The sequence below is a fragment of the Sodalis sp. RH20 genome, assembly GCF_047324205.1.
Lineage (GTDB): Bacteria > Pseudomonadota > Gammaproteobacteria > Enterobacterales > Enterobacteriaceae > Acerihabitans.
On sequence record NZ_CP178733.1, the window covers coordinates 4,649,676 to 4,670,924 of the forward strand.

Annotated in this window: 19 protein-coding genes; 13 read left to right on the plus strand and 6 right to left on the minus strand. The window is 59.4% G+C overall.

All coding sequences use genetic code 11. The features are described 5' to 3' along the window. The first annotated feature begins 84 nt into the window (after window positions 1–84). Complete coding sequence (gene idnR / locus ACL2XM_RS21210; RefSeq protein WP_410012769.1) at window positions 85–1,077, plus strand: DNA-binding transcriptional regulator IdnR; 993 nt, start codon at window positions 85–87, stop codon at window positions 1,075–1,077. Between the two features lie 76 nt (window positions 1,078–1,153). On the opposite strand, the gene fhuE is transcribed toward idnR, so the two are convergent. Both fhuE and ACL2XM_RS21220 read right to left on the minus strand, forming a co-directional pair. Continuing rightward, a complete protein-coding gene (fhuE, locus tag ACL2XM_RS21215; protein WP_413723524.1) occupies window positions 1,154–3,319 on the minus strand; it encodes a ferric-rhodotorulic acid/ferric-coprogen receptor FhuE in 2,166 nt (721 codons plus the stop codon). Window positions 3,320–3,624: 305 nt separating this feature from the next. Then, window positions 3,625–4,608, minus strand: coding sequence for a LysR family transcriptional regulator (locus ACL2XM_RS21220; RefSeq protein ID WP_410012771.1), 984 nt, complete (start codon window positions 4,606–4,608; stop codon window positions 3,625–3,627). A 166-nt stretch (window positions 4,609–4,774) separates the two neighbouring features. Here ACL2XM_RS21220 and argH point away from each other — a divergent pair, with 166 nt between their 5' ends. The 10 genes from argH to ACL2XM_RS21270 all read left to right on the plus strand — a co-directional run bounded on the left by argH (window position 4,775) and on the right by ACL2XM_RS21270 (window position 15,076). Beyond that, the gene (argH, locus tag ACL2XM_RS21225; RefSeq protein ID WP_410012772.1) at window positions 4,775–6,214 is read left to right on the plus strand and encodes an argininosuccinate lyase; all 1,440 of its coding nucleotides are present in this window, start codon (window positions 4,775–4,777) and stop codon (window positions 6,212–6,214) included. A 15-nt stretch (window positions 6,215–6,229) separates the two neighbouring features. Then, window positions 6,230–7,096 (plus strand): amino acid ABC transporter permease, encoded by an 867-nt coding sequence (locus ACL2XM_RS21230; RefSeq protein ID WP_410012773.1) that lies wholly within the window; start codon window positions 6,230–6,232, stop codon window positions 7,094–7,096. A gap of 11 nt (window positions 7,097–7,107) precedes the next feature. Continuing rightward, window positions 7,108–7,872 carry an amino acid ABC transporter ATP-binding protein gene (locus ACL2XM_RS21235; protein ID WP_413721784.1) on the plus strand — a complete coding sequence of 255 codons (765 nt, stop codon included), beginning with the start codon at window positions 7,108–7,110 and terminating at the stop codon, window positions 7,870–7,872. A gap of 27 nt (window positions 7,873–7,899) precedes the next feature. Further along, window positions 7,900–8,727 (plus strand): ABC transporter substrate-binding protein, encoded by an 828-nt coding sequence (locus ACL2XM_RS21240; RefSeq protein ID WP_413721783.1) that lies wholly within the window; start codon window positions 7,900–7,902, stop codon window positions 8,725–8,727. 68 nt (window positions 8,728–8,795) lie between these two features. Then, window positions 8,796–9,641 carry a polysaccharide deacetylase family protein gene (locus ACL2XM_RS21245; RefSeq protein WP_413721782.1) on the plus strand — a complete coding sequence of 282 codons (846 nt, stop codon included), beginning with the start codon at window positions 8,796–8,798 and terminating at the stop codon, window positions 9,639–9,641. After that, window positions 9,634–10,608 carry a polysaccharide deacetylase family protein gene (locus ACL2XM_RS21250; RefSeq protein WP_413721781.1) on the plus strand — a complete coding sequence of 325 codons (975 nt, stop codon included), beginning with the start codon at window positions 9,634–9,636 and terminating at the stop codon, window positions 10,606–10,608. The genes ACL2XM_RS21245 and ACL2XM_RS21250 overlap by 8 nt, the downstream gene beginning before the upstream one ends. Next, the gene (locus ACL2XM_RS21255) at window positions 10,601–12,013 is read left to right on the plus strand and encodes an MmgE/PrpD family protein (RefSeq protein ID WP_413721780.1); all 1,413 of its coding nucleotides are present in this window, start codon (window positions 10,601–10,603) and stop codon (window positions 12,011–12,013) included. The genes ACL2XM_RS21250 and ACL2XM_RS21255 overlap by 8 nt, the downstream gene beginning before the upstream one ends. Window positions 12,014–12,187: 174 nt before the next feature. Then, window positions 12,188–13,291, plus strand: a complete 1,104-nt coding sequence (locus tag ACL2XM_RS21260) for an iron-containing alcohol dehydrogenase family protein (RefSeq protein ID WP_413733245.1) — start codon at window positions 12,188–12,190, stop codon at window positions 13,289–13,291. Between the two features lie 91 nt (window positions 13,292–13,382). Next, complete coding sequence (locus tag ACL2XM_RS21265) at window positions 13,383–13,922, plus strand: TetR/AcrR family transcriptional regulator (RefSeq protein WP_413721779.1); 540 nt, start codon at window positions 13,383–13,385, stop codon at window positions 13,920–13,922. Continuing rightward, on the plus strand, window positions 13,919–15,076 hold the full coding sequence (locus ACL2XM_RS21270; protein WP_413731560.1) for an MFS transporter: 1,158 nt from the start codon (window positions 13,919–13,921) through the stop codon (window positions 15,074–15,076). The genes ACL2XM_RS21265 and ACL2XM_RS21270 overlap by 4 nt, the downstream gene beginning before the upstream one ends. On the opposite strand, the gene ACL2XM_RS21275 is transcribed toward ACL2XM_RS21270, so the two are convergent. Both ACL2XM_RS21275 and ACL2XM_RS21280 read right to left on the minus strand, forming a co-directional pair. Next, a complete protein-coding gene (locus ACL2XM_RS21275) occupies window positions 15,073–15,759 on the minus strand; it encodes a DUF2268 domain-containing putative Zn-dependent protease (protein WP_410012781.1) in 687 nt (228 codons plus the stop codon). The two genes, ACL2XM_RS21270 and ACL2XM_RS21275, sit on opposite strands and share 4 nt — an antisense overlap. Window positions 15,760–15,797: 38 nt before the next feature. After that, complete coding sequence (locus ACL2XM_RS21280; RefSeq protein WP_410012782.1) at window positions 15,798–17,171, minus strand: DHA2 family efflux MFS transporter permease subunit; 1,374 nt, start codon at window positions 17,169–17,171, stop codon at window positions 15,798–15,800. Window positions 17,172–17,279: 108 nt separating this feature from the next. Here ACL2XM_RS21280 and ACL2XM_RS21285 point away from each other — a divergent pair, with 108 nt between their 5' ends. Next, window positions 17,280–18,188, plus strand: a complete 909-nt coding sequence (locus ACL2XM_RS21285) for a LysR family transcriptional regulator (protein ID WP_413731562.1) — start codon at window positions 17,280–17,282, stop codon at window positions 18,186–18,188. 165 nt (window positions 18,189–18,353) lie between these two features. On the opposite strand, the gene ACL2XM_RS21290 is transcribed toward ACL2XM_RS21285, so the two are convergent. Continuing rightward, the gene (locus tag ACL2XM_RS21290) at window positions 18,354–19,259 is read right to left on the minus strand and encodes a LysR substrate-binding domain-containing protein (RefSeq protein WP_410012784.1); all 906 of its coding nucleotides are present in this window, start codon (window positions 19,257–19,259) and stop codon (window positions 18,354–18,356) included. Window positions 19,260–19,363: 104 nt separating this feature from the next. On the opposite strand from ACL2XM_RS21290, the gene ACL2XM_RS21295 reads away from it, so the two are divergent. Beyond that, a complete protein-coding gene (locus ACL2XM_RS21295) occupies window positions 19,364–20,386 on the plus strand; it encodes a zinc-dependent alcohol dehydrogenase family protein (protein ID WP_413727427.1) in 1,023 nt (340 codons plus the stop codon). Between the two features lie 96 nt (window positions 20,387–20,482). On the opposite strand, the gene ACL2XM_RS21300 is transcribed toward ACL2XM_RS21295, so the two are convergent. Then, window positions 20,483–21,229: an amino acid ABC transporter ATP-binding protein gene (locus ACL2XM_RS21300; RefSeq protein ID WP_413733246.1), complete on the minus strand. Its 747-nt coding sequence runs from the start codon at window positions 21,227–21,229 to the stop codon at window positions 20,483–20,485. Window positions 21,230–21,249 lie beyond the last annotated feature (20 nt).

Sequence of the window (21,249 nt, forward strand, 5' to 3'; positions counted from 1 at the left end):
ACAGATTTTTTGGAGCGTAACGCGAAAGGATATTCCCGGTCTGCCGGCCATGGCTGCCGGACCGGGATCATCAGAGAGGGTGGAATGAAAAAATACCGGGTCAGCATGCAAGACATCGCCACCTTTGCCGGCGTCACCAAAACCACGGTCAGCCGTTATCTGCGCACGCCGGAAAAAGTTGCCAAGGCGACCGGGACCAAAATAGCCGGTATTATCGAAGAGTTGAATTATATTCCAAACAGGGCGCCGGAGATGATGCTGAATTCCATCAGCCACTCCATCGGCATCCTGGTGCCGTCGTTTAATAATCAGGTATTTTCCGACGTGCTGGCCGGTATCGAGTCCGTAACCTCGGTTAATAATTACCAGACATTAATCGCCAATTATAATTACAGCAAGGAAACGGAAGAGCAGCAGATTGTTAATCTGCTTTCCTACAGCATCGACGGCATTATTTTGATGGAAAAAGAACATACCCTGCGCAGTATAAAAAGCCTGCTGGCCGCTAAAATCCCCGTTGTTGAAGTGATGGATACCCGTGAGGAATTTATGGATATCCAGGTGGGCTATGATAACCAGGAAGCGGCTTTCGATATGATGTCGACCATGCTGGCCAGCGGCAAACGCCGGGTTGTCTATCTTGGTTCGCGGGATGATCTGCGCGACCGCCAGCGCTACCAGGGGTATGCCCAGGCGATGAAGTCTTACGATTTAACCCCGCTGATGCTCACCGCCAATGAAATATCCTCGTTTTCCCTCGGCGCCGATATTTTTAACCAGGCGCTAAAACGCTTCCCCGATCTGGACGGTCTGTTTTGCACCAATGACGACATCGCCGTGGGCGCGCTGCTGGAATGCCTGCGGCAAAATATCCCCGTCCCCGGCGATATCGCCATCGCCGGTTTCCATGGGCTGGATATCGGCCGGGCCATAACCCCCCGCCTGGCAAGCGTCATTACCCCGCGCATCGGCATGGGAAAATGCGCGGCGGAAATGGTGCTGAAAAAAATCCGCCATGAAGATGTCAATTACTCTATTGACCTAGGCTACCAGATTTTTAAAGGAGGAACGATTTGACGCCGCTGTTAAAACCGCGGTTTAACGGGTATGGATGCCAGAAGACAAGGCGGGATATCTCCCGCCCTGTCTATGATCAGAAGGTGTAACCCACCGTTACCGACATATTGCGCGGCGCGCCATATACCGCGTAAGGACCGAGGTAGTCATAGTACTCTTTGTCGAACAGGTTGTTGATATTGGCCTGCACCGAAAGCTGGCGGGTAACCTGGTAGCGACTGAACAGGCTGACCAGCGCGTAGCTGCCCTGATCGGCGCGCATCGTACCCTGCGGGCCGGCGGCATCCTGCCAGGTATGGTTCTGCCAGTTTACGCCGCCGCCCACCGCCAGATCGGGCAGCATCGGCAGTTGATAACGGGTAAACAATTTCAGCGAGGTGCGCGGCAGTTCGGCGTTGATGGCGTTGCCGTCCTGATCGTCGGCCACATAACGCGCGCCGCCAAAAGTGACTTGCCAGTTGTCGGTTACCGCGCCGTTAAGTTCGAACTCGACGCCTTTGCTGACGGTGCCGTCGACGCCGCGATAGGCCATTTCCGTCGTACCGGGAATATAGGTGCCTTCGCTTTGCGCCACATTATCCTGCTCGATACGGAAAATCGCCAAAGACGCGGTCAGGCGGCTGTTGTACCAGTCGCCTTTCAGGCCGGCTTCATAGTTTTTACCCGTCGTCGGGTCCAGATAGTTTTTACTGGCGTCCCGGTAGGTCTGCGGCTGGAAGATGGCGGTATAGCTGGCATAAGCGGACCAGGTGTCGTTGATATCATAAATCAGGCCGGCGTAGGGCGTGACGTCGTCTTTATCGCTGGTGGCGGTCGAACCATTGGCGCGCCAGTCGGTGTAGCGCGCGCCGACGATCAGGTGCAGCGGATCGGCCAGCGAAAAACGGGCCGCGGTATAGACCGATTTTTGCCGGATGGTGTCGTTGGAATAATCAACCCATGGACTCCAGTCCGCATCGGCGATATGGCCGTTCCAGTTGTTATAATTGCCGATATCGGACTCGGTGATGGTGGCCTGGGAGTTAAAAAAATGATTATTTTGTTTGCTGTAGCTGGCGCCGGCCACCAGCTCATGCTGTCGGCCCAGCAGCTCAAAGGGTCCCGTGGCGTAGGTATCGACGGAATCCAGCTTACGTTTGCCTTTATTCCAGCCGCCGTAGGCGGAAACGCCCTCGCCGGTGTCCTTATCCGGGAAACCGTCGGCATACATCAGCTTGGAGTCGAAATCGGTTTCGGCATGGGTGCCGTTGACGCGCAGCTGCCAGCCGTTGGCAAAACGCTGGGTCAGATCGGCAAAGACTTTTTTCGACTCATGACTGGAGTAGCTCCAGTCCGGCGCCGGATTAAAGCTGCGGTCAAAATGCGTGCGGCTGCCGTCGCTGTACCAGGTCGGCAACCCGCCCCAGGTGGGATTGCTGGTATCGCTTTCCTGATAATCATAGCCCAGTGATAGCGTGGTGGAATCCGTCAGGTCGGCGTCAATAACGCCATAAATGAATTTTTTGCGGTTATGATAGCGATCAAGCCAGGTATCGTTATCCTGGTAGCCGGCAATAACGCGGCCGCGCACATTGCCTGATTCCGTCAGCGGCGCGGAAAGATCGGCTACCATCCGTTGCTTATCCCACGTGCCGTAAGTGCCGGAAACAGAGCCTTGGAATTCGCGGCTATCGGCACGTTTGCGCACCATATTGATAGCGGCGGAGGGATTGCCCGATCCGGTCAGGAGCCCCGTTGCGCCGCGCACCACTTCGATACGATCATAAATGGCGGTATCCGAACCGGCGTCGCCGAAGTTCCAAACGTCGCTCAGGGTGGTGGGAATATCATCATAAAGAAAATTGTTGATGAAAAAACCGCGGGAATAATACGTTGAACGATCGGAGTCGATATTATTGGCGGTTATGCCCGTGGTATTGGTCAGCACCTCGCCCACGGTTTGCAGGTCTTGATCCTGCATGCGCTGTTTGCTGATAATGCTGACGGACTGAGGAATATCACGCGGCACCAGCAGCATTTTTGTTCCGGCGCGGGTGACCGGCACACTGTAATCCTGCCGGGCGGCATCGGTTGCGCCGCTTGCCTGGGCATTGACCACCATCGTTTCATCAGAAGACGCTTTTTCGCCGGCCGGCTCATCCGCCCATGCCGGATTGACAAAGGATGAAATCAACGTGGCAATAAGGGACAAAGAGCATGTCCAGCCTGAATGAGTTACCCGTTGCCCCGCGCTGCGTTTCATTACCCCTGGCACTGCCGACATTCTCTTTCTCCACAAGACCGTTATTGTTTTAAATCAATGATTTAACCGCTACTTTTATGATTCTTGCCCGCCCCGCGCAGCCTGATGAGTCTGGCATAGAAGGGCGCGCAAAGAAGATAATGAGAATACTACTCATTAGCTTTACATATGTAAATAAATTTAACCAATGTCAGTTCGGCGGGCGGAATCGGTAAGGTGACTGGCGCTGCGGGATATTTTCCAAGTGGGTGATAAATCTTTTAAGCGATTGCCCAGGGGTGGTGCAATGCCGCGGGGCCGGTGCATTATTCTGCCCCGGTATGATCCGCCGGGGCGATGGCGGCATTTTTAAGCGCATCACGAAATAACTTCACCACGGAATTTAACGCCGCGCCTCTTTTTACCACCAGATTAAACGGCGTGGTCACCGAGATATTCTCCGGTTTGAGCGCTTTGATTTTTCCTTCGCGCTCATAGCGGCTGATATAATGTGCGGGCAAAAATCCGACATAATTACCGGTAAGGATAAGCATGGTAACCGCTTCGACCTGTACCGCCACGGCGTTGGAAGAGGAAAAATGAAGCCCGGGATTTTGATGGCCATGATTGGTGTAGAAATGCCTGATTAAACTGGCGCTGGCAATACGCTCATTGGTTAATGCGTTAGGCGCCAAAGAAAACAGCTCATGCCGGTTTGAACAGCAAAGATAGGCTATTTCATGATAAAGGAAGAAATAATCAAAATCGGGTTTTTCCTGGTAGACGGGTATTATGCCACAGGTGAAACGGCCGTCGATAACGCCGCGCTCGATTTCCTCAAGCTGGGTGGCATGGAGACGCACGCTGACCTTGGGCGCCTGGCGGTGTATCTCGCTTAGCGCCCCCACCACCGGTGACTGCGCGTCGGTGATGGTATTATCGATAATGCCGATATTTAATTCACCGAATATTTCATGGCGGGCATGATTTAACGTATCCCGGAACTGATTTATCGATGAGAACAAATCAAGACACGCCAGATAAGCCACTTTACCATGCTCGGTAAGATAAAATCCTTCACGTCCCCGGGTGCACAGTTTCATGCCGAAACGGATTTCAAGATCGGATATTTGTTTACTTATCGCCGCCAGTCCGATATTTAATTCATTGCAGGCCGCGGTAAACCCTCCGGCCTCAACTACCGTTTTGAATACCCGCAAAAGCTTTAAATCGGCAACGCCAATGTTCTGCTGATTAATATCACTTTTGACTGGCGACGTGTTTCCAAATTTGGAAAGTGGACTTTCCATAATAACTATTTACCCCCACGCCCTCGTTCTCCATTATCAATTTAACAGCCTCTTTTATCTCATTTCGCCATGGCCAGCGGATGTTTGTCCTCTTTTCTTCCGGTCTTCATCACCGACCGCGGATAAAGCAAAGATTGCAACATCCATGCCATGAAAGGAGCATGCCATGCCACAACCGGTAGAACGTTTATGGGGAGCACGCTTCAAAAGCGGCCCCGCCGCCGCGCTCAGCGCGCTGTCGCGCAGCCCCGACGCCTATTTTGCCCTCACCGCCTACGACCTGGAAGGCTGCCGCGCCCATGCTTACGAATTGCAGCGCGCCGGGCTGCTGGACGCGCGGGAAACCGACCTGATGGTGGCGGCCATCGGGCAATTGGCCGATGACCACCGCCAGGGCCGTATCCAGCCCAGTATTGATGATGAGGATGTGCATACCTTTATTGAGCGCATGCTGACCGAGCGGCTGGGGGAACTGGGCGGTAAACTGCGCGCCGGCCGGTCCCGCAATGACCAGACCGCCAACGATTTGCGCCTTTACCTGCGCGATAACGCGCGGAAAATCGTCCTCGCCCTGCTGGGATTGCAAACGGCGCTGGTGCAGCAGGCGCAGCAGCATATCAACAGCATCGCCCCCGGCTTTACCCACCTGCAGCAGGCCCAGCCCATCGTGTTCGGTCATCAGCTCCTGGCCCATGCCCAATCGTTTGCCCGCGACGTCGAGCGCTTGCAGGACTGGGATAAACGTTGCGCGCTGTCCCCCCTGGGCGCCGCCGCCATGGCCGGTTCGGCGATTGCCATGCACCCCGAGCTGTCGGCGCGGGATCTGGGTTACGACGGCCCCTGCGAAAATTCCATCGACGCGGTGGCCAGCCGCGATCATGTGGCGGAATTTCTGTTTGCCGGCGGCATGCTCGGCGTCAATCTCTCCAGGCTGTGCGAAGAGGTCTGCCTGTGGGCCTCGCGCCAGTTCCGCTGGGTATCGCTGCATGATGCGTACGCCACCGGCAGTTCCATTATGCCGCAGAAAAAAAACCCCGATATCGCCGAGCTGACCCGCGGCAAAAGCGGGCGCTTAATCGGCAACGTGACGGCGATGCTGGCCACCATGAAAAGCCTGCCGCTGTCCTATAACCGCGATCTGATCGAAGACAAGCGCAATGCCATGGATACGGTTGAACAGCTGTTATTGGTTCTGCCGGCCATGGCCGGCATGATCGAGACCCTGGTCGTCGACCGCGAACGACTTCTGCAGCAGGCGCCGGAGGGCTTTACCCTGGCCACCGAGGTGGCGGACTGGCTGTCCCGCCGGGGTGTGCCGTTTAAAGAAGCCCATGAAATCACCGGCCGGCTGGTACAGCTGTGCGAACAGCAACAACTGGCGTTGCACCAGCTCAGCGACGATCAGCTGGCCGGGGTGGATGCCCGCCTGACCGGCGAGGTGCGCCAGTGCCTGACCCTGGAGGCGGCTATCAACGCGCGTTGCGCCTGGGGCGGAACCGCGCCGGTCCGCGTAGCCGAACAAATCGCCCGGCTACGCCTGAAACTGGCGGCCCAGGCCGCCTGGGTGACCAGCTATGCCGGTCTGACGTTAACCTCTGTTGAATAACCGGCGGGAGTGGCTATGAACGAACAGCGCTATCCTGGCGGCGACCCGTCCGCCAGGATCGATCTCAGCGAATATCAGCACGTGCCGCAGCGCTATTATGGCCGGATTTTCTCCTCGGTGATTATTCTGGCGCTGCTGGCGTTGCTGATCAATGCCTTCGCCCACGGCAACATCGAGTGGCGCTTCGTCGGCCAGTTCCTGACCGCCAAAGCCATTCTGTTCGGCCTGGGCAATACTATCGTGATGTCTGTCCTGGCGATGCTGCTGGGCGTCATCTTCGGCGTCGTTATCGCGGTGATGCGCATGTCGCAAAACCCGGTACTGCGCGCCGTTGCTATCGGCTACACCTGGATTTTCCGCGGTACCCCATTGATATTGCAATTACTGCTGTGGTTCAACCTGGCGCTGATCTTCCCGGTCATGGGCATTCCCGGGCTATTCAGCGTTCACACCGTCGATATCATGACGCCGTTTATGGCCGCGCTGCTCGGCCTGAGCATCAATCAGGGCGCCTATACCTCGGAAGTGGTGCGCGCCGGCCTGCTGTCGGTGGACCAGGGCCAGTATGAAGCCGCTAAAACCATTGGCATGACCCGCCTGCATGCCCTGCGGCGCATTATTTTACCCCAGGCGATGCGGGTGATTATCCCCCCCATCGGCAACGAATTTATCAGCATGGTGAAGACCACCAGCCTGGCCAGCATGATCCAGTATTCCGAGCTGCTGTATAACGCCCAGACCATCTATTTCGCCAACGCCCGGGTAATGGAACTGCTGTTTGTCGCCGGCATTTGGTATCTGGTGGCGGTGACTCTGCTGTCGCTTGGACAGGTGCGTCTGGAACGGTATTTCGGCCGTGGCACCCGGCGCCGCGATCGCTAACGGGAGGACCGATGAAAAACATCATCAACGCCGTCAATGTGAATAAGTATTTCGACCAATTTCAGGCCCTTAAGAACATTAACCTGTCTGTAGACCACGGCGAGGTCATGTGCGTTATCGGCCCTTCCGGCTCGGGGAAAAGCACGTTTTTACGCTGTATCAACCAGCTGGAGCGCATCGACAGCGGCGGCATCTGGGTGGATGACGAGCTGGTGGGCTACCGCATCGTGGGTAAAAAGCTCTATCCGCTCAATGACCGTCAGGTGGCCCGCCAGCGCCTGAAGACCGGCATGGTATTCCAGCGCTTTAACCTGTTTCCCGATAAAACCGCCCTGGAAAATATTATCGAGGGGCCGACGCAGGTGCTGCTGCGGCCGGCAAAAGAAGCCACCGAGGAAGCCATGGCGCTGCTGGACAGGGTGGGGCTGGCCCACAAGCGCGACGCCTATCCGCTGGAACTGTCCGGCGGACAGCAGCAGCGGGTGGCGATTGCCCGCGCGCTGGCCATGAAACCCAAGCTGATGCTGTTTGACGAACCCACCTCCGCGCTGGATCCGGAGATGGTGGGCGAGGTGCTGGCGGTGATGCGCGGCCTCGCCGCCGAGGGAATGACGATGATCGTGGTCACCCATGAGTTGGGTTTTGCCCGGGAAGTCGCCAACCGCGTGGTCTTTATGGATGAAGGCGGGATCATTGAGAGTGGTAATCCGGAAGATGTTTTGCTCCATCCCCAGAATCCGCGGACCCAGAATTTTATCTCTGCCGTCCTGATTTAAACATCATTACATAATGAGAACCTGATCATGAAAAAAACGCTGTTGTCCTTGTTAACCGCCGGCGTGTTGCTCAATACGGCGGCCGGCATCACGACTGCCGGTGCCGCGGAACTGACGCAAAAAGACGAAATCAAAGTGGCCATGATGCCTAACTATCCGCCGCTGGAATTCAAGGATCCCGCCACCGGCGAGCTGACCGGCATGGATTACGATCTGGGCATGGAGATCGGCAAACGCCTGAACCGCAAAATCAACTGGCAGGAAATCGGCTTTGAACAAATGGTCAATGCGGTGGCGACCAAGCGCATCGATATGATCCTCTCCGGCATGACCGATACCAAAGCCCGCCAGCCCATAGCGACCTTCGTGGATTATTACCACAGCGGGCCGCAGTTCTACACCACCGTCGCCCACAGTGAAATAAACCAGATGCTGGATCTGTGCGGCAAGAAGGTCGGCACCAGCCGGCGCACCACCTTCCCAGCGGAAATTGCCGCCTGGAGCCAGGCCAACTGCGAGGCCGCCGGTAAACCAGCCATCGTGGTGGTGGGCGCGGAAGGCACTGCCGATGCCCGTACCCAGCTGCGCCAGGGCCGCATCGACGGCGTGGTGCAGGGCAGCGAAACCCTGCCGTATATCATGAACCTGGAGAAAAATACCTATAAACCGCTGGGCAAGGCGTTTGCCTACCAGGTCACCGGCATGGGCATCGCCAAGGACGACAGCGCCCTTATCGACGGCGTGAAATCGGCCCTGACCGCGATGATTGCCGACGGCACCTACATGAAAATACTGACGAAATGGGGCATGCAGGACGGCGCGGTAACCGAGGTCACCATCAACGACGGCAAATAACCGGTCGTGGTTTTACCGCGTGGACGGTTTGCGGCCGCGCGGCCTGTTAGCGGAGAAAGCGCGTAATCATGTCTTCTACTTCCACCCGCTGGCCCGGGGGTAAAACGGGCTGTATGGCGCTGGCGTTCGATGTCGACGGCCCTACCGGCGATGCCATGCTGGACGGCAGCATTTGGCGCAAAGCGGATTATTTTACCTTCGGCGGCTACGGTCCTTTCCGCGCGCTGGGGCGCATCCTCGATCTGCTCAAGGCGCACCAGCTGCCCGCCACGTTTTTTGTGCCGGCCTGGGTCGTGGAGAACTGGCCGGCACAGTGCCGGGCCATTGTGGAGCAGGGTCACGAGGTGGCCTACCACGGCTACCGGCATGAGTCGTTCTATGCCCTGAGTCCTGAACAGCAGCGTTGGGTGATGGACACATCCCGGGATATTTTCCAGCAGGTATTGGGCGTTCGCGCCGAGGGCTTTCGTACGCCGTCCGGCGACTGGCACCAGGAAACCCCGGCGATGCTGCTCAACGCGGGCGTAACCTATTCCAGCAGCATGCGCGGTGATGACCGGCCTTATCTGATACGGGTGCCGGGACAGCCGCGGCCGCTGGTGGAAATCCCCGGACGCTGGGAGATGGACGATTATTCCTCCCTGGCCTATACCCGCGAGCCGAACTTTCCCTCGGGCCTGGATCGCACCGCCGGTTATGCGCTGACGCTGGATAACTGGTGCCGCGAATTTGACGGCGCGATGGACGAAGGCCTGAGCCTGACCACATTATTCCATCCGAAGATTTCCGGTAAACCGGGCCGCATTATGCTGCTCGACCGGTTTTTTGACCATTTGCGCCGGCGCGACGACGTGTGGTTCGCCCGCTGCCGCGATGTGGCGCGCTGGTGGCTACAGGAGCATGGCAATGAATAATGACGCGGGTTTATCCCCGGGACGCTGGCCCGGCGGCAAACGCTGCGCCGTGGCGGTGACGGTTGATTTTAATGATATCCACGGCATCCTGAGCCAGGTGCCGGCGGTGGCCGGCCGGGAAAAAACGCTGTCGGTATGGCGCTACGGCACCCTGCGCGGCATCGATCGTTTACTGGCGCTGCTGGCGGCAAAAAACGTCCCCGCCAGTTGGTGCGTGCCGGGCGTGGTGGCGGAAGAACATCCCGACCGGATAAGGCAAATCCGGCAGGGCGGCCATGAGCTTGCCGGCCGCGGCTATCGGTTTGAATCGTTTGACGCCCTGACGCTGGCGGAGCAGATAAAAAGCGTGCGGCGCGGCAACGCCGCCATCGCCAATATAACCGGCGCCGCGCCGCGGGGTTTTCGCCTGCCGGCGGGCAATTGGGCCGACGGCCTGCCCGATGCCCTGGTGGCTGAAGGCCTATGCTGGACCTCGGGCTGGCGCGGCGACGATCTGCCTTTTTTTATTCCCTTACACTCGCCTGCGGATGCGGTACCCGCGCCCCGGCTGGTGGAACTGCCGCTGCACTATGAGCTGGAAGACGAACCCTATTTTGCCTTTAACCTCAGCCCGGCGGTGCCGCCGGCGCAGTCGCGCATCGCGTCCTATAGCCAGACCCTGGGCAATATGAAGATGGATTTCGACGGATTTTACCGCTTCGGCCTGTGCTATGTCCTGCGTTTGCATCCCGAGGTGATCGGCACCGCCGGCCGCATCGGCGTACTGGGCGAACTGCTTGATTATATTGCCGCGCATTCCGACGTCTGGGTCGCCACCGCCGGCGACGTTGCCGACTGGTGGCGGCGCAGCCAGCCGGATAACGATCCCGCGCATCCGGCCGAAGTCTGGCGGCGCCATCGCGGGCGGGAAAATCCTGCCGGCCCCTTCCCCGCAGGGGAGTTACCGAAGAGGATGCCCCATGACTGACGCACCACTGCAGAACACCGGCGCGCCCGTCGCGGCCAATCCCCAGCAGGCGCTGGTGGATTTTATCGCTAATACCTCCTTCGATCGGCTGCCGCCGGCGCTGGTGGCGCGCTGTAAACGGCATATTCTTGATACCCTGGGGGCGGGCCTGGCGGGCGCGGGCAGCCAGGTGGCGCAGGAGATGACCCGGCTGCTGGCGGAGGAAGGCGCCGCGCCGCAGGCGGTAGTCTGGGGCACCTCACTGGCAACCTCGGCCCGCAACGCGGCGTTGCTCAATGGCGTGGCCGCCCATGCGCTGGAGCTTGACGATACCGGCGGCTGCGACCATTCCGGCGCGGTAGTGATCCCCGCCCTGCTGGCGGTGTTGCCGCTGTGCCCGCAGCCGGTCAGCGGCAAGGCCTTGATCCTGGCGACCGTCATAGGCTATGACATTGCCCGCCGGGTACTGGAAGCCTGCGGCGGTTATGCCGCCCATAACGGCGCCGGATGGCATTCCACCGCCACCTGCGGCGTGTTCGGCGCGGCGGCGGCGGCGGCCAGCCTGCTGCGGCTGGACGCCGCGCAGGCCAGCTCCGCGCTGGGTATTGCCGGCAGCTTCAGCGGCGGACTGTGGGGATTTATTCACGACGGCTCGCAAAGTAAAAAACTGCATGCCGGCCGCGCCGCCGAGGGCGGCGTACTGGCGGCGCTCAGCGCGCGCCGGGGTATCACCGGTCCCGGGGCGCTGTTTGACGATCGCTGGGGCGGTTTCCTGTCCACCTTCGCCGCCGCCGGCGCCGCTCCCGGGGCGCTAACACATGAGCTGGCGCGGATATGGAAGCTGGAGCGCTGCTCGATAAAACCCTATGCCTCCTGTCGCGGCACCCATGCGGCGATTGACGCCGCCGGTTTGTTGCTCGGCAGGCTTAATGCCGGCTATCAGGAAATTGAAAAAATCGAGGTCCGTCTCTGCCCGTTTCTTAACGATATGTGCGGCAATATGCATCTGCAGACGCTGGCGGCCGCGCAGATGAGCCTGCCCTATGCGGTGGCGGCGCGGCTGGTATTGGGTCACGCGGGCCTGGACGCCTATGGGGAACAGCAGCGTCGGGACCCCCGGCTGCTGGCCATGATGTCCCGCATTGAATTACGGGTGGATCCGGCGCTAAGCGCGGACGGCGAACCGGAAATTACCCTGCATACCCGCGAGGGCGATCGCCTGACGCTGCGGGTGGACATCGCGCTCGGCAATCCGGCCAATCCCGTCAGCGACCGGCAGCTGCGGGATAAATTTTTATCCCTGGCGGCTCATGCGTTGCCGGCCACCCAGGCGCAGACGTTGTGGGCCAGGGGAATGGATCTGGAGCATGAAACGGATATCGGCGCGCTGGCCAGACTGCTGATCCCCAGTCATGATGTTATCTGAGCGCCGCCAAGAACCCCCGGGCAGAGCGTGGGAATATCAGGATCACGCGCATCACCCCGGACGCGCACAGGGCCGGCCGCAGGCGCAAGCAGCCGGACGATCCGGCTTATGCATGACATGCCGGTTAACTTATTAGCCTTTATTGAGAACAACATGTCATCGGAGATAGGACATATGCAGGCACAATCCATTATTTTCCCGGCGCAGATCCTGCGCGGTCCCGGCACCCTGTCCCGGCTGGGTGAGGTGTGCGGCAAACTCGGGCGGCGCGCGCTGCTTATAGGTGGCCACCAGGCGCTGGCGGCGGTGGACGCGGCCGTTAAAACACAGCTGGCCGCCGGCCCGGTGACGCTGGTCGACAGCGCATGGTTCGGCGGCGAATGCAGCGCAACGCACATCCACCGGTTAACGCAAAGGGTGACTGAGCTGGGTATCGATTTGATCATTGGCGCCGGCGGCGGCAAGGCGCTGGATACCTGTAAAGCGGTGGGCGTGGCCGCCGCCGTGCCGGTGGTCGCCGTCCCCACTATCGCCGCCACCTGCGCGGCGGTTACACCGCTGTCGATACGCTATTTTGATGACGGCCGGTTCCAGGATCTTTATCCGCTGCCGCAGGCGCCGGCGGCGGTGATTATCGACAGTGATTTGCTGGCACGCGCGCCGATGCGCTGGCTGGCGGCCGGCCTTGGCGATACGCTGGCGAAATGGTACGAATTCCGCGCCATCAGCGCGCAACAGACCCGGTTGATAGGGATCCAGCGCTCGTCCCAGGCCAATAGTTTAATTTGTTACGACCTGATTGCCGCCTACGGGCCGGCGGCTTGCCAGGCGGTGCGTGACGGCCGGGCCAATGCGGAGCTGGATCAGGTGCTGGACGCCATTTTTATGTTCGCGGGCCTGACGTCGCTGATGAGCAACGGCGCCCATGCCGCCGCCGCCCACGCCATTTACGAAGGCTTTACCGTCTGCCATAAAACCCGTGATTTCGGCCACGGCCTGCTGGTGGGGTTCGGCAATCTTTGCCTGCTGGCGTTGGAAAACCGTTGCGACGACGAACTGCGCGCGGCCATCACGCTGGCGCAAGCCTGCGCGGTGCCGCTGCGGTTAAACGAGATAGCGGAATTGACCGCTGAAGAGCTGGACAGCATTGTGCGGGCGTCGGTACATGCGCCGGATATGGCAAATATGCCGGGGAAGGTTACGGCGGCGGATCTGTATGCGGCCATCAGGCGTGTGGAGGCGATGGCGGAGACGATTGGCAAGCCCGGAGGGTTATAGTCAATCCCGAAAACACCCGCTTATCGCCCAACGCGGTAAATGTTTGCGGTAATCATTGCAAAAGTAAAACGATCGGTTTACTTTTGCGGTTATGCACAAAAAACAAGACATCATCCAGGCCGCGGAGCGGCTGTTTTATACCAACGGTTTCCACGCCACCAGTACGGACCGGATCTGCAGCGAGGCGGGCGTATCAACGCGCACCCTGTATCGTTATTTTCCTTCACGCGAGGCATTGACGGCGGCGGTGATGCACGATCGTAAAAACCGGTTTTTTTCGGCGCTGTATCCTGCGCGGCATCCGGAGGCGGTCAGCAGGCTTTTCGCGGTGCTCGGGCAGTGGATGCGGGACTACGGCACATCGGGATGCTTCTTCCTGAAGGCCTGGGGCGAATATGCGCAGCAGGATATCAGGCTGGCGGCGCAGGCTCTTGACTATCGCTATGCGATGCGGGACTACATCGCGACCTGTAGCGGGAATTCGCCCTGCGCGGCCGGCGCCGCCCTTTCCGACGCCATATGGATGCTGTTTGAAGGCGCCATCACGTCGGCGCTGATTATCGGTCCCGAAGCCGCGACCCGCGCGGGGGAAGCCGCCGCGCTGCTTATCGCCGGCGGGGAACGGCGATGAAAGCGTCCGTGGCGCTCGGAATCACCGGTTTCTCGCTGATCGCCGTCACCTACGGCATGGCCAGGTTCTCATGGGGACTGATGCTGCCCGCCATCATGAGCGATATTCCCTTCAGCCCCCGGGTGGCCGGCATCATTTCCGCCTGCAGCTTTGCGGCTTATTGTCTGTCCACCCTATGCGCATCGGTACTGGCCGCACGTTTTGGCCCGCGCTTGCCGGCGGCGGCGGCGGCCTGTTGCGCCGCCGCCGGCCTGATGCTGCTTGCCCTCGCTTTTTCTCCTGTTATGCTCGCGGCCGGGCTTTTTATTGCCGGCCTGGGTTCAGGCCTGGCCTCGCCATCCCTTGCCGCCGCGGTCAGCCGGGTTATTTCCGTCACACAACAGCCGCTGGTGAATACCGTCATCAACGCCGGTTCCGGGGCGGGCATTATCCTGTCCGTGCCGGTGTTGCTCTATCTGCCGGGCGGATGGCGCGCAGCCTGCACGGTATTCGGCATCGTGGCGCTGGCCAGCCTGGCGCCGGTGATATGCTGCCTGCCCGGCGGTCGCCTCAATATCCGTCTGGGGGAAAAAAACCGGCGCGAAACGCTTCTGCGGCGTCCGGTAGCGCGGCTGGTCATCATCGCCTTCGCCAGCGGAATGGCCAGCGCGGCCTGGTGGAGTTTTGGGCCGGACGTGCTGCGCCATCATTCCGGCGTGGATGAAAATACCGCGAGTATGCTCTGGCTGGTCAGCGGCGGCGCGGGCATACTCGGCGCAATGACCGGCCCCATGGCCACGTATGCCGGTCTTAATCAGGTTTACCGTATTTCACAGCTGTTTATGGCGGCGCCGCTTCTGCTGCTGGCGTTCAGCCACGGGTTCTCATGGTGGTTCTTTCCGGCGGTTGCGCTGTGCGGCGCCGGCTATGTCACGCTGACCGGCGTATTGCTGGTCTGCGGGACCTCAGCGGCGCAAGACGCCCCGGCCTCAGGCGCAGGAGCGGTGTTTTTCATGCTGGCGGCGGGGCAGGTCGCGGGGTCGGTGGTCTTTGGTATGCTCTATACCGAAACGGGAGCCGCCTTCGCCCTTACGATGTTTGCCGTTCTCTCCGTGCTGATGACGTTTTATACCCCGCAGAAAAGGTACGTTGACAACGAGATACCGGCCCGTTAAATAACGCTTTGTCCACACGACGGAAACCCGGCGTCACGCAAGACATCTTTGGCCGGCGCGTTGATCCTGGCCTCCATTGGCGGTCGTTCAGTGCGGCCAAGCCATTGTCCGGCAAGCTCATAACCCAGGGTATAACCAAGCCAAAGCGGATAACGGCCGGTACCGAAAAACCATTCCGCATGGTTATAGCCGGTCGCTTCCAATTGTGTTTGGTCCGGCAACCAGCGGCCAAGGGAGGCCACGGGCAATGCCGCTTCCCATAATTCCGGCGGCGTGCCCAGCAGATAGGAGACAAATTGCCCGGCCAGGCCCTCGCTGACCAGCGCCTCACCGAGCGTATAACCGTAGCCGGGGCCGGCCATGCGCATACAGTGATGAATTTCGTGCAGCAGTTGACGTGTAAACGCGCCGTTATCCAGGCTGACGGCCAGGTTGGGGTTATCGGGATCGACATACAGAGAAAACAGCGCCGGCTCCCAAGCCCGTCCGCATAAACCCAATTGCGCTATGACCTGTGTGGTTGAACGGTGAAAAAGAATATCCAGCGGCGGCGGGGACATTTGCCCGGATAACACGTCGAAGGCGCGCTGGCATTCCCGTACAAATGCATGTTGGTGAGCCTGCAGGCTGCCCCGCGCCGCAAGCCAGTGCAGATGCCATAGGCCGCCGATAATATCCGTCATACGCCATTCCTCCGATGCCAGGCGACATCACAAACATATCATTTTAGCGGCAAGCCCCGCCAGACCACCAGTGCCAGAAAAAGATGGCTAAGCATCGACACCAGCATCAGCGTAGCCAGAGGCGAGGAGATAAGCGTAAAGGCCAGCCCAGCCAGCGCAACGCCCATTAGCGAGCCTAGTTGGCGTAGCGTAGTGTGCACCGCCGAGGCGGTGGCCGCCATGGATAAAGGTGCGCTATGCAGCACGGCGGCAGTCATCGGCGGCACCACAAAAGCGGCGCCGCCGGCCAATACCGCCATCGCGGCGATTACCAGGGGGGTAATATGATCCTGTAAACATGCCATGCCAAAATAACCGCAGGCGCTTAGCACTAGTCCGATAATCATCTGCTTTTTTATTCCCCAACGCGCCATGAGCCTGCCAGAGAGTATATTGCCGATCATCAGGAAAACCGCCAGCGGCAGCAGCGCTATCCCCGTGCGCAAAGGGGAAAAACGCAAATGTTGCTGCAGGACCAGGCTGAGCGCGTAGATGCCACCAAAATAGCACACGTTAATTATCATGCCGGTAAGATTGGCGATGTTAAACGTGCGCTGCATAAACAGGGACTGCGGGATCAGCGGCGAGACGGCGCGCCGTTCAGCCAGGATAAAACCCGCCGCACCCGCCAGCGCAACACCCGCGCTAAGTTGGATTAAGCCATTGGTCCATCCCCGCGTAGGCAGCTCAATCAGTAGATAACTTATCCCAGCGCACGTTGCGATACCAAGACCCTGTCCCGCCGGATCAAAGCCACGCCCGTGACCGCCGGTTACCACCGGTAACAAACGAAACGCCGCCAGCAGTCCGCACAGGCCGATGGGGATGTTTATCAAGAAGACGCTGCGCCAGCTGAAAAAGCCGACCAGGAAACCGCCCAGTACCGGTCCCGCCGCGGCAGCAAGGGAAACGATGCCGCCAAACAGGCCGATCGCGCGCTGCCTGGCCGCGTTAATAGGCCAGATAAGCGGCATCAGCGCAAACGACGCGGGGATAAATAATGCCGCACCCATACCCTGGGCCAACCGCAGCACAATCAATTGAACGATTGAATGGCTCAGACCGCATCCCAATGACGCGCCGGTAAACAACAACAGGCCCAGCATCCATATACGACGGGCGCCATGGCGATCGGCCAGCGCCCCGGCGGACAGCATCAGGCCGGTCAGCGCCAGATTGTAGGCATCCACCGCCCAGGTCATACCCGCAACCGTCGTCCGGAATTCCGACTGTATGCTGACGATGGCAATATTCATCACATTCACATCCAGTATCGCCATGAACATACCGGCACAGAGCACCAGCAACACGGCAAATTGCCCTATGTGTCCGGAAATGGCACCGTCGCTCGTTACCAGCCTGGTTTCAGGCATGATGAATTCCTTCTATTTATGCATAAGCAGTGAGTGTAAAAGGAAATCCAAAGTCTTAAAATGCAGCAGGAATAACACCAGGTGCGGCAAAATTGCCGTGGGGAGAGCATGAACTGGGATAACACGCGTTATTTCTTGGCAATCGCCCGTACCGGCAGTTTACGCGCGGCAGCCCTCAGCCTCGGCGTCGATCAGGCCACCGTCGCCCGCCGCCTGCGTACCCTGGAACGGGAGTTAATAACCAGCCTGTTTACCCGTCATCCCGAGGGCTATAGACTGACGGCGGCAGGAAAATTATTGGTGCCGGAAGCGGAAATGATGGAAGCCGCAGCCGCGGCAATACGGCGCAAAACCGTCGGTTTGGATAGCTCGCTCGCCGGCACGGTACATATCGCCTCGACGGAAGCGCTGGCGCGTTGTTTTTTATTACCGGCCCTGCGCGGACTGCGCCGGTCCCATCCCAATATTACCGTGACGCTCTCCACCGCTCCTGCGCTATTGGACATCAAACGAGGCGAGGCCGATCTGGCGGTGCGCAGTGCACGTCCGACGGACGGCAGTTTAATCATACGTCGCCTGGCCACTGTCCATATGGGGTTGTACGCCTCGGCGGACTATGTGTCACGGCATGGCCTGCCGTTGGCCGGCAGCGCCTTTGCGGGGCATGATCTGGTAATGTTCCCCCGCGAGGTGTTGCCACAGTACTGGCAGGAGTTGTGTGGCGAGCCCCTGACCAACGGCACTGTCGTGATGGAAACCGCCTCGCAGTTATTGCTGATGGATGCCGTTAGGGAAGGGATGGGTATCAGCATGATGGCGCGCGAAATAGTGCAACGATGCTGCCCGGAACTGATTAACGTGATGCCGTCGCGCATCGACTCCGCCGATATTTGGCTGGTGGTCAATCCTGATGTTTGGACTTCTGGGCGAGTGAGAGTGGTGACAGCGGCGATTAATGACGCGTTTGCCTGCTCCCCGGTGGTTAAAACGCCTGTATGTCGAGACAATAAGCCATGACTTCATTCCGGCAGCTCGGTTTTTTCTGCTGGTTAATGTCATGATACGTTAAGCTCATCTTCGACTATGTCCACCCGATCGGGCCGGTTTTTATCTTCTATTATCGGTTTTGCTTGGCGCCCATCAGGTTTCCTGACTACTGCAAGAGATCAGTATCATCACCCCCTACAAACTCATACTGGTCGCCAATCTCTCCGCCAGACGGTCCACCGCCAGCCGGACCTTCAGCGGCAGGTGAGTGGTCTTGGGCCATACGGCATAGGACTGAAAAAAAACGCCCGCGTATTCCGCCAGTACCTGGACCAATTCACCTTGCTGCAATCGTTGCCGTACCAGCCAGCAGGGCAGCCAGGCAATACCGAAGCCGGCGGCGGCGGTATCCGCGATCGCCTGTAAATCATCCATTAACAGACGCGTTTTTGGCACCACTTCTTCCACCGTGCCGTCGGGCAGACTAACCTGCCAATGCTGTAACATTCCCGCGCGCAAATAAGCCACCGTCTCAAGGCGGGCCAGTGACGCAAGGGTATGCGGCGTGCCGGCCCGTGCCAGGTAACCGGGCGAGGCGCAGAAGGTCATGCGGTGATCGCCGATACGGCGCGCCACCAGCCGGGCGCTGTCGGGTAAAGGCCCGTTGCGGATAGCCAAATCGTAGCCGTCCTCGATCAAATCCACGATACGATCGCTGAACGAAAGCTCCAGCTCCAGCCCGGGATGCTCCCGTGTCAGCTCGATCAACAGCGGCGCGGCGCACAGACGGCCGAACAGCACCGGCATTGATACCCGTAAGCGACCGCTGACCTGCTGTTTACCGGTTTCCAGCAAGGTTTCGGCGGTGTGGATCTCCTCCAGCGCCCGCTGGCAGCGTTCGTAAAATAACGCGCCGTCAGCGGTCAGGCTTTGGCTGCGGGTGGTGCGCTGGAACAAACGTACGCCGAGGCGCTGCTCAAGCCGGGCTATGGTCTTGCCCACCGCCGAACGGGAGAGATGCAGCCGGCTGGCCGCCAGGGCAAAACTGCCCGCTTCGACCGAGGTGACAAACACCGAAATACCTTTCAGCCGATCCGTCATAGGTTGTCGCCTTTTTGGAAACAATAATTGGAAATATTATCGCCACTGGCGACGTGATATCAACGCTATCCTGACGTAACACATTTTATTATCAGGAGGACATCATGGCCGACACCATGCAACGCTGGACGATGGACGCTATTGGGCGTGGAAATCTTAAGCTGACCGAGATCGCCGTCCCGCAGCCGGGACCCCGTGAAATCCGGGTAAAAGTGAACGCCGTTTCCCTCAATTACCGCGATAAGCTGGCTATCGAAACCGGCATGGGGCTGGATCTGCCGCTGCCGTTTACCCCGGCGTCGGATATGGCCGGCGTGATTGATGCCACCGGCGCGGGCACCACCCGGTTCAAGGCCGGCGATCGGGTGATATCGAATTTTACGCCCGGCTGGATCGACGGGAAGCCAGGGGGTAATGCCCGCACGCCGCCCTATATTACCCTGGGCGGCGCCCTGCAAGGCGTACTGGCGGAATATGTGATTTTGCATGAAGACTGGGTATCCGCCTCCCCCGCCACGCTTGACGACGCGCAGGCCAGTACCCTGCCTTGCGCCGGTCTGACCGCCTGGTTCGCCCTGGTGGAACGCGGCCGCCTGCGCGCCGGGGACTCGGTGCTGGTGCAGGGCACCGGCGGCGTGGCGCTGCTGGCCCTGCAGATTGCCAAAGCGCACGGCGCAACGGTGTACGTCACCTCCGGCAGCGATGAAAAGCTGGCCCGCGCCAAGGCCCTGGGCGCCGATTACGGCATCAACCGCCTGAACGGCGATTGGGTGGAATCGGTTTATAGCCTGACGCAGGACCGGGGCATCGACCATATTATCGATACCGTGGGCGGCCCCAACCTGGCGAATTCGATTCGCGCCGTGGCCGTCCACGGTACTATTTCAGCGATCGGCGTGTTTGAGGGATTTGACATCAACGGCCCCGGCGGCCCATTGCTGCTGAAATCGCCGGTCATCCAGGGCATTGGCGTCGGCCACCGACGCGCGCTGGAAGATCTGGTGCGCGCCGTGGATGCTATCGGCCTGAAGCCGGTGATCGACCGGCAATACGGATTCGATCAACTGCCCGATGCCTTGGATCATCTCGATCGCGGCCCGTTCGGAAAAATAGTGCTGACGTGCTGAATACGCCCTTGCGCAGCGCGGAAGCAGGCGGCGGCACATCAGGTCGGGAGCGCTCATGGCAGACCGCCGGCCGATGGCGCAGCGGCGCCGGGGCTGTCATGCGCGGGACAGTACGCTTTGCAGGAAGGTCCTGGTCCGCGCTTCCCTCGGCGCGCCGAAAATAGCGGCGGGCGGGCCCGCCTCGATTATCACCCCGCCGTCCATGACCACCACCACATCGGCCACTTCCTGGGCGAAGGCCATTTCATGCGTCACCACAATCATGGTCATGCCGTCCTGGGCTAACATTTTCATGACCCGCAGCACCTCGCCCACCAGTTCGGGATCCAACGCGGACGTCGGCTCGTCGAACAGCATCACCAGCGGCTCCATCGCCAGCGCGCGGGCAATGGCGACCCGCTGTTTTTGACCGCCGGACAGGCTGTTGGGCATGGCATCCGCTTTGGCGGCCAAACCGACTTTGCCCAACAGTTTAATCGCCTGCGCCCGGGCGTCGGTTTTTTTAAGGTTACGCAGCATCTGGGGGGCGACGCAAATATTGTCCAGTACGCTCAGATGAGGAAATAAATTAAACGACTGGAAAACCATGCCGACGTTTTTGCGCAGTTCGTTAAGCTCAACGTCAGGCAACATTTTCCCCTGTTTTATCAGGGTGCTGCCGCAAATCTCAATGTCGCCTTCTTCCGCTTGCTCAAGCCCGTTGCAGCAGCGCAGGAAAGTGCTTTTGCCCGACCCGCTGGGCCCGATAATCACGACAACCTGGCCGGGGAAGACCTCAAAATCGATACCGTTAAGTACCCGGTTGGCGCCAAAGCGTTTGCCGAGACGGCGGATCCTGATAATGGGATTGCCCATAGCGCGTG